Below are 11025 nucleotides of genomic sequence, written 5' to 3'. Positions count from 1 at the left end.
CTTCCACCCCTCGCACTCCCCACCACACCCGCCCAGTCTCCCGCAGCCCGGCGCACGCCCATCAGGACGAAGACCGCGAGGCAGGTGCTGACGCACGTCGCACAGCGCGTCAGCACCCCTCCCCGCGTCCGCCCGCGCAAGGCCAAAGCCGCCGCACACCCCGCTGCGGAGAGGAAGACCGACAAACCAGCACGGAAGCCACTCGGCAAGGCAAGCGTGAAGCCATCCACCAAGGTCGCTCGAGTTCGTTGACTTGCGGCGTGTTGTTGTTATCCGGCGTCCCATAACAACAACACGCCGCAAGTCAACGGCTTGTCGAGCCCGTGGAGGTCGTGGTCGCTGCTCTGGCGAGTGGTCGCGGACGTGGCGCCATCGGCGAGCGGTGCTGGGGCTGCACTCCTGGGGCCGACGGCCCGCGAAGCCTGCGCATGGTCGTTATACTGACATGTCGATGTCATTAAAGTGACCGGGTGGAGGGTGGAGATGCTGGAGCGGATCGTGGTCGATGAGGCCGTTCGGGAGTTGCGGCCTGATTTCGCGGTTCTCGTCATGACCGCTGAAGGGCTGGTCAACGGGCCGAGCGACGCGGAGTCGGAGGAGTGGCTGGCCGAAGCGGCCGGGAAGGCCGATGCCGCCGACCCGCATGTCGAGGCGTGGCGCGATGCCTATCGGGCGTTCGGCTCCAAGCCGCAGCGGACCCGGCCCTCCGTGGACGCGCTGCTCCGCCGCGCCGACGCCCTCCCCGCCATCAACAAGGTCGTGGACGCCTACAACGCCGTCAGCGTCGAGTACGCGCTGCCGATCGGCGGCGAGGATCTCGATGCCTACCAGGGTCCCGCGCGGCTGGTTCGGGCCACCGGGGACGAGCCGTTCGACGTGATGCAGGGTGGGGAGCCCGCCGTCGAGCATCCCGGTCCCGGTGAGGTCGTCTGGCGGGATGACGCGGGCGTCACCTGCCGGCGGTGGAACTGGCGGCAGTGCGTCCGGACGCGCCTGACCGAGACCACGAAGAACGGCCTCTTCCTGCTCGAACGCCTGGAGCCCTACCCTCTCGACCGGCTCGCCGAGGCGGGCGACCGGCTGGCCGGCAGGCTCCGCGCGATCGCCCCGGACGTGCGCATCACGAGCCGGCTCATCGGCGGGCGCTGATGGTCACGGTCCTCGCCCTGGGCGCGGCCCTCGCCTACGGCGTGGCCGACTTCCTCGGCGGCGCCGTGACCCGCAGGTCGACCGCGCTGCGGACGCTGACCTGGTGCATCCCCGTCGGCTTCGTGATCATCCTGGTGTCCGCGCTGCTCACCGGGGGCGGCACGCCCGCCCCCGGCCCGATCGCCTGGGGTTTCACGGCGGGCCTGGCCGGCGGGGCGGGCCTGATCACCTTCTACCGGGCGCTCGCGCGCGGGCCGATGAACGTGGTGGCCCCGGTGTCCGCGCTCGCCACCGCCGTCCTGCCGGTGGCCGTGGGCATCGCCCGGGGTGAGCGGCTGGACGCGTCCGTCGCCGCCGGCGTCCTGCTGTGCCTCGTCGCGATCGCCCTGGTCAGCATGGAGGCTGGCCACGAGCGAGCCGCGGAGACCGCCGCGCCCGGCTGGCGCCGCCACCTCGACTCGGGACCGATCATGGCCGGCGTGTCCGGCACCTGCTTCGGTGTCTTCTTCGTCCTGCTGAAGACCGCGGGGGACGGCAGCGGCCTATGGCCGATCGTCGGCGCCCGCGTCGGCAACGTCGTCGTCATCGCCGTCGCGCTCCTGGCCCTGGCGCTCCGCGGCGGCGATCTCGGCCCCCGCCTGTCCGGGTGGACGCTGATCGGGCTGGCGCTGCTGTCCGGCACCCTCGACGCGGGCGCGAACGTCCTCTACTTCCTGGCCGCCCACAAGGGCATGCTCAGCCTCGCAGCCGTCCTCACGTCCCTCTACCCGGCGATCACCGTCCTGCTGGCGAGGTTCGCCTACACCGAGCGGCTTCGCGCCATCCAGCGTGTGGGGATGGCCGTCGCCGTCGCGGGGGTCGCCCTCGTCACGGTGGGGTGACGGCGAAGGGCCGCGACATGGTCGCGGCCCTTGGGATGTGCGGTGGTGGTGGGATTCGAACCCACGGAAGCTTGCACTTCACACGCTTTCGAGGCGTGCGCCCTCGTCCACTAGGCGACACCACCGCGGGAGAGCCTACCCGAATCTGCGCTGCGTGAAGAACTCGGTTAGCAGCGCGGCGCACTCGTCGGCCATGACCTCCGCGACGACCTCCGGCCTGTGGTTGAGGCGCCGGTCGCGTATGACGTCCCACAGCGAGCCGACTGCGCCGGCCTTCAGGTCGACCGCGCCGTAAACGACGCGGACCAGCCGGGCTTGGACGGACGCTCCCGCGCACATCGTGCACGGCTCCAGGGTCACGACCAGCGTGCAGCCGGTCAGGCGCCACTCTCCGAGGGCGGCCGCTGCCTGTCGCATTGCGATGATCTCCGCGTGGCCGGTCGGGTCGGCGGAGCGCTCGCGGTCGTTGCGGCCGGTGCCGATGACCTCGCCGGACGCGTCCAGCACGACCGCGCCGACCGGGATCTCTCCGTCCGCGGATGCCTTGCGGGCCTCGGCCAGCGCGAGCCGCATGGCCGGGACGAACCCCTCCAGCACGGGGTCGCCCGCCGTTTCGTCACCCATTGTTCCGGTCACGTCCTTGGTCGTTCTGCCGTCTCTGGGCGGGTCCGTCCAGCCGCCCGGCGGCCGGCTTCCCCTGGCGGGAGGGTCAGTCGCGGAGGTGGTCGAACTCCTCGCCGAAGCCGGCGTGCTCGGCGACGGCGAGGAGCGCGTCGCCGGGCAGGGCGCCTTCGCCCAGGTCGCTGAGCAGCTTGGGGTCGACGCCGAAGTCTTCGAGGAGGGCCGGGTCGCCGCCGGGGTCGCCGTCCGGGACCTCGCCGACGAGCTGCTGGAACAGGGCGCCGAGCCCGTCCTCGCGGACGGTGGAGACGTAGGCGCGCGGCTCGTTCTCGCCGTCCAGCCGGACCACCGCGAACCAGTCGTCGTCCTGCTCGATCAGCAGGACGACCGGGTCTCCGTAGGTCTCGACCGCCGCCTCGCGCATCAGGTCGGCGACGTCGTCGACGTGTTCGGCCTCCGCCAGGGCGGCCTCCATGCCGACCCAGCCCTGCGGGGTCTGCGCGAACACGGCGGCGAATTGGGTCACGTGCCAATTGTGACCCACGGGCTTGCCCCGCTCACACCCCCTGACGCCGCCGGATCAGTTCGAAATCCGGCAAACCGCCCGTGGTACCGGACGGACGGTCAGGCGACGGCGTCCATCGCGCGTTCGAAGGCGGGGGCGAAGCCGATCCGGCCGGCGATGCTGAGCAGCATCTCGTCCGGGTAGAGCTCCAGGTCGCCGGAGATGGCGCCGAGCTCCATCTCGTCCAGGCCGAGGTCGGCGAAGATCGACATGTCGCCGACCGGGAGGACCTGGTCGAGCTCCTCCTCCTCGGGGATCGGGATGTCCAGGTAGTCGAGGACCTGGCCGGCCAGCGGCCAGTCGACCGAGGCCGTGACGTCCGACAGGAACACCATGACGTCGTCGCCGAGCAGGCGGATCGCCACGAAGAAGTCGTCGCCGACCGAGACCAGCCCGATCGTGCCGCCGAGGCTCGGTTGCTGGCGCAGGGCATGGATCAGCCCCGCGAGGTCCTCGGTCAGCGCGACCGGGAGGATCTCGGCCTCCCAGCCCTCGTCTTCCCGGTACACCACAACGGCGAAGTCCGTCGCGTCCACATCCGTCATTTCCACCCCACCGGCGCGTGTCTTGCCAGGGCATGGTCCCAGATGCGGCGGTCCGAGCGTGCACCAACGCGAAACTGGGCGCCGCACCCGCGTGTGAGACCGGGAGTCAGCGCAGCAAACCCTGCCCAGCGGAAGGAACCTACTCGATCCGCGTCAATTTATGCGGAAGGTGCGGCGGCGCAGCGCCGCGTGGATGCGGGCGCGCCGCGACCGGTGCGGGGTGACCCGGCGGCGCAGCTCACGGGCCTCGGCCAGCTCGCGCAGGAAGATCGCCCGGCGGCGGAGGTGCTCGCGCACCTGCTCGGGGGAGATGTCGCCCTGCGGGCCGGGCCGCGGACGGCCGTCCTCGCCCGCTGTGACATCGGTCACCGGGGCGTCGCCGGGCGCGTTGGCGGAGGGAGCGGGAGTCTCGGTGGCGGGTTCCTCGCCGGCGGGGGGACCGGGGCGCGGCGCCGCTGCGTCGTCCGGAGGCGACCCGGACCCGCCCGGCGGCGCCGCGGGCCCAGGTGGGTCGGGCACGGACTCCCGGGCCCGCGCCGGACCTTCCGGCTGCTGATCGGTCTTCCTATTCATACCGCCATACTGCCCAGCTCAGCGGCGTCCTATCCTGCTTCGGCGCGGTCCGGCCGGTCACGGCCGGTGGGTTACGGTGATCGCATGCAGACCCTCGCCGTCGACCACCCCCTCGTCGCGCACAAGCTCACCACGCTGCGGGACGTCCGCACCGATTCCCCCACGTTCCGCCGCCTCGCCGACGAACTGGTCACCCTGCTCGCCTACGAGGCGACCCGGGAGGTGCGGGTCACCGAGGCCACCGTCGAGACGCCCCTCGTCTCGGCGCGCGGTGTCCAGCTGGCGAGCCCCAAGCCGCTCGTCGTCCCGATCCTGCGCGCCGGGCTCGGGATGCTCGACGGCATGACGCGGCTGCTGCCCACCGCCGAGGTCGGGTTCCTGGGCATGATCCGCGACGAGGGCACGCTGCAGGCGCAGACGTACGCGACGCGGCTGCCGGACGACCTGTCGGGGCGGCAGTGCTACGTCCTCGACCCGATGCTCGCGACCGGCGGGACGCTCGCCGCCGCCATCCAGTTGCTCCTGGACCGCGGGGCCGAGGACGTCACCGCGCTCTGCCTGCTCGCCGCCCCGGAGGGCCTGAAGCTGCTGGAGCAGGCGTTCTCCGACATATCGGCGCCGGTGCGCGTCGTGACGGCCGCGATCGACTCCCACCTCAACGAGCAGGGCTTCATCATGCCCGGCCTGGGGGACGCCGGAGACCGGCTCTACGGGGTCGTCTGACCGCGTCCCCGAACGGGGCCCGCCGACGTGACCTGCGATGTTCGTTCCCTTCCCGCGAGGGTACGAAGGCGCTACGGAACGCCTCTGCGCGTTCCCTCCACCGCCCCGGCACAGGGGGACCGTTTCGGACCGGGCGGTGCGAGCGAGCTCGATCGAGGACATCTCATGGCTCACCCAGGGGACGGCGGCGGCCCGCCGCGCTACACGGATATCGGAGAGCGGCTCGCCGAGGAGTTCGAGGGGGTGCACGCCACCGACACGGTGGACCGGTGCGTCTCCGCCGCATGGCACGGCGCCGAGGAGGTCACCGGGTCGGCACCGTCCGACCTCGTGGAGCGGATCGCGCGCAGGCACCTGGAGGTGCTCGCCACGGTCGCCGCCGAGAAACGCCGCAAGGCGCGACGTTCATCGCTCGACAACGCGCCATAGCCGTGGCTTTGCCGGTCGTTCGGGCTGTGCGAAACTGAACCCGGGGTCCGTGGGTCAACGCTCCGGGAGGCTGCCGTGCCCGCCAAGAAGTACATGACGTGGGCCGCGGTGGCCTTCGTGGCGTTCTACGTGGTCAAGCAGCCGGACGGCGCGGCGCAGTCGGTCGAGTCCGCCGCGAACGGCATCGCGTCCGCCGCGGGTTCCCTCGCCACCTTCGTCAACGCGCTCGCATGAGGCTCGTCACTCCCGGCGACTCCGCGCCGGCATCGGTCAACAAGTACCTGCTCCCGCACGAGAACCAGGTGATCACCGTGCGGCGGCACCCGGCCGTGCTGATGGTCCCGGTCGGCCTCGTCCTCGGCGGCCTGATCATCGCGGGGGTGCTGAGCAACACCGTCGCGAGCGACGCGGGGACGGTCATCAGCTGGATCTGGTGGGGCTGGCTGATCCTGCTCGCCTGGTTCGTCTGGCGGGTCGCGGAGTGGTCCGTCGACTACTTCGTCATCACCAACCAGCGGATGCTGCTGACCACCGGGCTCATCACCCGCAAGGTCGCGATGATGCCGCTGGCCAAGGTCACCGACATGAGCTTCAAGCGGACGATCGCGGGCCGGATGCTCGGCTACGGCGAGTTCATCCTGGAGTCCGCCGGCCAGGACCAGGCGCTCACCAACGTCGACTACCTGCCCTACCCCGAGCAGCTCTACCTCGAAGTCTGCGAGATGATCTTCCCGAACAAGAACCCGCAGCCCGAGGAGAAGACGCTTCCCCCGCCGCCGCCTCCGCGCCGTCCGAAGCCGGCCCCGCCGCCGGACGACGTCCCCACCATCCCCGCCGACGGCGAGCGTCCCTGATCCCCCGTCCGGTGCGCGGCGGCCTCGCGCGGCTAGCCCGTTTGCGCAGCGGGCTGATCTATTTCGGCGGTTTTTACGATCTTGTGCGGATGGTCGGATACCGTCCCAGGATGACAGGCGTCGCGATCCCCGGCGGTTCCGCCGGCCGCAACCGGCGCGGCACGGCGATGCAGCGGCGTGCGCGCCGGGCCGGACCGGGCCCGACCAGCCGATCCCGTAACTTGTCGCTTCTTTACTCTCGATGTGTGATTACCCGCAATGTGCAATCATGTCGGCACCCCAGCCGCCTGTTTACTTCCGCTAAGTGAGTCCACATGCCGGGTCCAGGCAACGTCGGCGAACGTGTCCGCAACCTGCGGCTGACCAGACGCTTGTCGCAGGCACAGCTCGCCGGTCACGACCTTTCCGACAGCTACATCTCGTTGATCGAGTCGGGTAAGCGCACCCCGACGCCGACCGTCCTGCGCATGCTGGCCGAACGCCTCGGCTGCACCCCCGAGTACCTGGCCGAGGGCGTCGAGCCGGAGCAGCGCGCCCACCTGGAGGTACGGGAGCGGCACGCCCACCTCGCGCTGCTGCGCGGCGACCCGGGCACCGCGGAGAGCGGCTTCGACGAGGTGATCGCGCGCAGCGACGATCCCGACCTGACCGCCCGCGCGCGCTGGGGCCGTGCCCGCGCCCTTGAGGAGCTGGGACGCACCGCCAACGCGATCGCGCTGTTCGAGGAACTGCGCGAGCAGGCCGAAAGGGACCCGGGCAGGGCGAGTTGGCTGCCGCCGGTCATCGCCCTGGCGCGCTGCTACCACTCGGTGGGCGACCTGGGGCAGGCCATCGCGCTCGGCGAACGCGCCATCGCGCGCCTGCAGCACCTCGGCCTCGGCGTGGGCGAGGAGTACACCGAAGTCGGCCGGATCCTGCTCCTTGCCTATGTGGACCGCTCCGCTCCGGCCCGCGCCCACGATCTCGGACGCCGGCTCCTGCACCCGGACGGCCCTGGGGACGAGCCGCTGAGCGTCCACTACCAGCGGGCCAGCATGCGCGCCCTGGACGAAGGCGCGATCGGCGACTCGCTGTACTTCGCCGACCAGGCCCTGGCCGCACGCACCGACACCAGCCCGGCCCAGACCCGTGCACGCCTTTCCCTGGCCGCTGCCAAGGCGCTGCTCAGGGGAGTCACGCCGTTCTCCTCGGCCGCCCCGTCCGACGCGACGCAGACCGATGAATTCGCGCTGGAACGGCCTCGTTCCGAGGGCTCGCGTGAGGCCGCGCAGGAGGCACTGGAGCTCCTGCAGGAGACGACCGACCTCGGCGGAGCCGAATCGACGGAAAGCACGATCGCGAAGGCCCGTGCGCTCGTGCTCATCGGCGAGCTGGACGAGGCCATCGCCACCCTGGAGCAGTTCCTCGACACGGGGATGGCCCTGGCCGCCCCGGCGGCGACGCCCCAGCCTGTGGCCTCGCAGCCGGGCAGCGATCTCGCGGCGCGTACGCAGAAGACCGTTCTGGCTCGTCTCGTCTTGGCTCGTGCCCGCGTGGCGCAGGGGGAACGGACGGCCGCGCAGGTCGTCCTGCGCGCGGCGTCGGAGCAGCTGGCGACGCTGCCGTCCGGCCGCCCGGCGGCGCACCTGCTGCGGGAACTGGGTGAGCTGTTCGAACTCGTCCAGGACCCGGACGCCGCGGCGTCGGCATACCGGAGGGCCCTGGAGGCCGCCGGCCTCCGCGCCCCCCGAAACCACACCGCCGACCGCGACCTGGGCCGCGTCTGACCCACACCCCTCGGACCCGCCGAGTACCGACCCGGCCGGCGTTCCGGGGACCGCGTCAGTGCGCGTCGCTAGGGGCGGCTTGGGTGGTGGCTAGGAGATGTCTACGGCGTCCAGGTCGAGGACGCGGGCGTGCAGGACCAGGCGCTGGTGCAGCGCTGCCCGCAGGGCGCGGTGGAGGCCGTCCTCCAGGTAGAGCTCGCCCTTCCACTGGACCACGTGGGGGAACAGGTCGCCGTAGAAGGTGGAGTCCTTCGACAGGAGCGACTGGAGGTCCATCTCCCGTTTGGTGCTCACGAGCTGGTCGAGACGTACCTGGCGAGGGGGGATCTTGGCCCAGTCCCGGGACGAGAGTCCGTGGTCGGGATAGGGCCTTCCATCACCCACGGCCTTGAAGATCACACTTCGAGTCTACGGCGTCGGGGTAGCCCCGAGAAGGCAACGCAACAACATCCGTCACTCCACTTGCCACACCCGGTAAACCAGTTACCGCGCAGCTCAAGGGGTTCGTGAGTAAGTTCCGTCGAGCGCGCGTCCGGTCGTTCCACCTCGGGATCAGCCTGCTCGGGCGCCCTCGTCCAGGGCATGAAATAAGGCCGGTGCCCGTGGGGCACCGGCCTTCGGTGGCGGAGGATGCGAGATTCGAACTCGCGAGCGCTTGCACGCAACACGCTTTCCAAGCGTGCGCCCTAGGCCACTAGGCGAATCCTCCACGGGGAAGCCTACCGGTTCTCGGGCAGTGACCTGACATCAATTACCGCGGAGACCGGAATCGGGCCGTAGACGTGCGGGAAGACCTCGTCGCCGGCGGGTTCGTAGCGCACCGGGGCGTCCAGCCGCGACACGTCGATGACCAGGAGGACCAGGTCCGAGCGGGAGACGCCGGTGTAGAAGCGGCCGAGGACGCCTTCGACCTGGTCCATGCCGGACGAGCAGTGGACGAAGCCCTCCTCGTCCAGCGTGCGCCCGAGCGTCGACATGGCGTACGGCACTCCCGTGTCGCGGGCGGCCTCCCAGTGGGGACGTTCGGCGATGTGCAGCAGCGTGTCGTGCGTCGGGACGGACATGAGGCGGAGACTACGCCGGAACCGTGGCCATCCTGGGGGCGGGATGCCATAGACTCTGGGGCAGACCCCTCGCATGGCGTCACCCTGTGAACCTCCCCAGGGCCGGAAGGCAGCAAGGATAAGCAGGCTCTGGCGGGTGTGCGGGGGGTCCTTTTCGTCTGACGCTCTGCTTCTCGAGGGAGGACGGCTCCCCGATGAGTCTGGCTCTGTACCGCAAGTACCGGCCAGCGACGTTCGCCGAGCTGAAGGGGCAGGAGCACGTCGCCGAGCCCCTGCAGCAGGCGCTGCGCAACGGCCGGATCAACCACGCGTACCTGTTCAGCGGTCCGCGCGGCTGCGGCAAGACCTCCAGCGCCCGCATCCTCGCCCGCTCGCTGAACTGCGAGCAGGGGCCGACCCCCGACCCGTGCGGCAAGTGCGACTCGTGCGTCGCGCTCGGACCCACCGGGACCGGGCACATCGACGTGATCGAGATCGACGCGGCGTCCCACGGCGGTGTCGACGACGCCCGCGACCTGCGGGAACGCGCGTTCTTCGCGCCGGTCGCGGCGCGCTTCAAGGTGTACATCATCGACGAGGCGCACATGGTGACCCGGGAGGGCTTCAACGCGCTGCTGAAGCTCGTCGAGGAGCCGCCGCCGCACCTGAAGTTCGTGTTCGCGACGACCGAGCCGGAGAAGGTCATCGGGACGATCCGGTCCCGGACCCACCACTACCCGTTCCGGCTGATCCCGCCGGGCGTCCTCACCGAGCTCGTCGAGGAGATCCTGCGGTCGGAGGACGTCCCGTACGAGGCTTCGGCGCTGCCGCTGGCCGTCCGCGCGGGCGCCGGTTCCGCCCGCGACACCCTGTCGATCCTCGACCAGCTCCTCGCCGGCTCGGACGAGAACGGCATCACCTACGCGCGGGCCGTGTCGCTCCTCGGGTACACCGACTCCGCGCTGCTGGACGAGGTCATAGCGGCGTTCGCGGCCCGGGACGGCGCGGCCGTCTTCGCCGCCGTCGACCGGGTCGTCGAGAGCGGCCAGGACCCGCGCCGCTTCACCGCCGACCTGCTGGAACGCGTCCGCGACCTGGTGATCCTGTCGAACGTCCCGGAGGCCGGCGGCACGGGACTGCTGAACGTCGCGCCGGACGAGCTGGAGCATATGCGGCGCCAGGCGTCGTCCCTCGGGCCGGGCGAGCTGACCCGCGCGGCGGACCTGCTGCACACCGGCCTCACCGAGATGCGCGGCGCGACGTCCCCGCGGCTGCTGCTGGAGTTGATCTGCGCCCGGATCCTCCTGCCCGCCGCGTACGAGGACGAGACGTCGCTGTTCGCCCGGCTGGACCGCCTGGAGCGCCAGGCCACCCAGGGCGGTCTCGCGGGCGGTCAAGGCGGCGGCTTGCCTCCGGCGCCCGCCCCGACGACGGCGCCCGCACCGACCGCAGCGCCTGCACCGACCTCGGGTTCCGCGCCGCCGCCCGCTCCTGCGCCGCCGACTACGGCTCCGGCTCCGGTTGAGCAGGCGACCCGTCCGGAACGGCCCGCTTCGCCGCCGCCCGCGCAGGAGCGGCCCGCGCCGGAGCGGCCTGCCCCGCCCGCCGTCCAGTCGCCGCCGCCTCCTCCGCCGAGTCCCGCGGCGGCCGGCGGGGGCATGGATTTCGGAGCCGTGCAGCGGCTCTGGCCGGACATCGTCGAGGCGGTGAAGCAGAAGAGCCGCGCGACCTGGATGGTCATCATGGCCGGGGTGCAGCCGGTCTCGCTCGACGGCAAGGTCCTCACACTGGGCTTCGACGCGGAAGGACGGCGCCTCGGATTCGTCAACGGCGGGCGCGACACCGTCCTGCGCGAAGTGCTCAAGGAGCGGATGGG

General features: G+C 71.4%; 13 protein-coding genes, 2 tRNA genes, 1 other RNA gene and 1 pseudogene. 9 read left to right on the top strand and 8 right to left on the bottom strand.

Going from position 1 to position 11025, the window contains the following annotated elements; translation table 11 throughout:
* Positions 1–462: 462 nt before the first annotated feature.
* Both E1200_RS25455 and E1200_RS25450 read left to right on the top strand, forming a co-directional pair.
* Positions 463–1149: a phenylalanine--tRNA ligase beta subunit-related protein gene (locus E1200_RS25455; RefSeq protein WP_243708827.1), complete on the top strand. Its 687-nt coding sequence runs from the start codon at positions 463–465 to the stop codon at positions 1147–1149.
* Positions 1149–2030 (top strand): EamA family transporter, encoded by an 882-nt coding sequence (locus tag E1200_RS25450; protein WP_131954602.1) that lies wholly within the window; start codon positions 1149–1151, stop codon positions 2028–2030. The genes E1200_RS25455 and E1200_RS25450 overlap by 1 nt, the downstream gene beginning before the upstream one ends.
* A gap of 40 nt (positions 2031–2070) precedes the next feature.
* On the opposite strand, the gene E1200_RS25445 is transcribed toward E1200_RS25450, so the two are convergent.
* The 5 genes from E1200_RS25445 to E1200_RS25425 form a co-directional block, all read right to left on the bottom strand.
* Positions 2071–2155, bottom strand: a tRNA-Ser gene (locus E1200_RS25445).
* A gap of 10 nt (positions 2156–2165) precedes the next feature.
* Positions 2166–2654 carry a tRNA adenosine(34) deaminase TadA gene (gene tadA / locus E1200_RS25440; RefSeq protein ID WP_243708826.1) on the bottom strand — a complete coding sequence of 163 codons (489 nt, stop codon included), beginning with the start codon at positions 2652–2654 and terminating at the stop codon, positions 2166–2168.
* Positions 2655–2739: 85 nt separating this feature from the next.
* Entirely contained in the window at positions 2740–3177 is a 438-nt protein-coding gene (locus tag E1200_RS25435) for a hypothetical protein (protein ID WP_131954601.1), read from the bottom strand.
* A gap of 98 nt (positions 3178–3275) precedes the next feature.
* On the bottom strand, positions 3276–3761 hold the full coding sequence (locus E1200_RS25430; protein WP_131954600.1) for a tRNA adenosine deaminase-associated protein: 486 nt from the start codon (positions 3759–3761) through the stop codon (positions 3276–3278).
* 153 nt (positions 3762–3914) lie between these two features.
* A complete protein-coding gene (locus E1200_RS25425; protein ID WP_131954599.1) occupies positions 3915–4130 on the bottom strand; it encodes a hypothetical protein in 216 nt (71 codons plus the stop codon).
* Positions 4131–4418: 288 nt separating this feature from the next.
* Here E1200_RS25425 and upp point away from each other — a divergent pair, with 288 nt between their 5' ends.
* The 5 genes and pseudogenes from upp (at position 4419) to E1200_RS25405 (ending at position 8106) form a co-directional block, all read left to right on the top strand.
* Entirely contained in the window at positions 4419–5057 is a 639-nt protein-coding gene (gene upp, locus E1200_RS25420) for a uracil phosphoribosyltransferase (RefSeq protein WP_131954598.1), read from the top strand.
* Positions 5058–5222: 165 nt separating this feature from the next.
* A complete protein-coding gene (locus E1200_RS25415) occupies positions 5223–5486 on the top strand; it encodes a hypothetical protein (RefSeq protein ID WP_131954597.1) in 264 nt (87 codons plus the stop codon).
* 75 nt (positions 5487–5561) lie between these two features.
* Positions 5562–5720, top strand: coding sequence for a hypothetical protein (locus E1200_RS33940; protein ID WP_165950457.1), 159 nt, complete (start codon positions 5562–5564; stop codon positions 5718–5720).
* Positions 5717–6226 (top strand): annotated as a pseudogene (locus E1200_RS25410) (PH domain-containing protein); the annotation flags it as partial. The gene E1200_RS33940 and the pseudogene E1200_RS25410, both read left to right, overlap by 4 nt.
* A 428-nt stretch (positions 6227–6654) precedes the next feature.
* Entirely contained in the window at positions 6655–8106 is a 1452-nt protein-coding gene (locus E1200_RS25405) for a transcriptional regulator (RefSeq protein ID WP_131954595.1), read from the top strand.
* A gap of 90 nt (positions 8107–8196) precedes the next feature.
* Here the strand turns inward: E1200_RS25405 and E1200_RS25400 are convergent, their stop codons facing one another.
* From E1200_RS25400 to E1200_RS25390, 3 genes are all read right to left on the bottom strand, one after another.
* Positions 8197–8505 (bottom strand): type II toxin-antitoxin system VapB family antitoxin, encoded by a 309-nt coding sequence (locus E1200_RS25400; RefSeq protein ID WP_131954594.1) that lies wholly within the window; start codon positions 8503–8505, stop codon positions 8197–8199.
* A 222-nt stretch (positions 8506–8727) separates the two neighbouring features.
* A tRNA-Ser gene (locus E1200_RS25395) sits at positions 8728–8815 on the bottom strand.
* A gap of 10 nt (positions 8816–8825) precedes the next feature.
* Positions 8826–9170: a DUF952 domain-containing protein gene (locus tag E1200_RS25390; protein WP_131954593.1), complete on the bottom strand. Its 345-nt coding sequence runs from the start codon at positions 9168–9170 to the stop codon at positions 8826–8828.
* 60 nt (positions 9171–9230) lie between these two features.
* Between E1200_RS25390 and ffs the strand changes: the two genes are divergently transcribed.
* Both ffs and E1200_RS25380 read left to right on the top strand, forming a co-directional pair.
* Positions 9231–9326: signal recognition particle sRNA small type (gene ffs, locus E1200_RS25385), an RNA gene on the top strand.
* Positions 9327–9364: 38 nt separating this feature from the next.
* A partial coding sequence (locus E1200_RS25380; protein ID WP_131954592.1) for a DNA polymerase III subunit gamma and tau occupies positions 9365–11025 on the top strand: 1661 nt, incomplete at its 3' end.

The sequence above is a fragment of the Actinomadura sp. GC306 genome, assembly GCF_004348665.1.
In the GTDB taxonomy this organism is placed as follows: Bacteria; Actinomycetota; Actinomycetes; order Streptosporangiales; family Streptosporangiaceae; genus Spirillospora.
Note: the sequence above shows the minus strand (reverse complement) of the source record. Positions and strands in the feature narration are given on the sequence as shown.

Excerpts from the sequence above, each read along its gene's own strand:
- tadA (WP_243708826.1), bottom strand. The coding sequence starts at position 2,654 with ATGGGTGACGAAACGGCGGGCGACCCCGTGCTGGAGGGGTTCGTCCCG.
- E1200_RS25405 (WP_131954595.1), top strand. The coding sequence starts at position 6,655 with ATGCCGGGTCCAGGCAACGTCGGCGAACGTGTCCGCAACCTGCGGCTG.
- upp (WP_131954598.1), top strand. The coding sequence starts at position 4,419 with ATGCAGACCCTCGCCGTCGACCACCCCCTCGTCGCGCACAAGCTCACC.
- E1200_RS25450 (WP_131954602.1), top strand. The coding sequence starts at position 1,149 with ATGGTCACGGTCCTCGCCCTGGGCGCGGCCCTCGCCTACGGCGTGGCC.
- E1200_RS25415 (WP_131954597.1), top strand. The coding sequence starts at position 5,223 with ATGGCTCACCCAGGGGACGGCGGCGGCCCGCCGCGCTACACGGATATC.
- E1200_RS25390 (WP_131954593.1), bottom strand. The coding sequence starts at position 9,170 with ATGTCCGTCCCGACGCACGACACGCTGCTGCACATCGCCGAACGTCCC.
- E1200_RS25430 (WP_131954600.1), bottom strand. The coding sequence starts at position 3,761 with ATGACGGATGTGGACGCGACGGACTTCGCCGTTGTGGTGTACCGGGAA.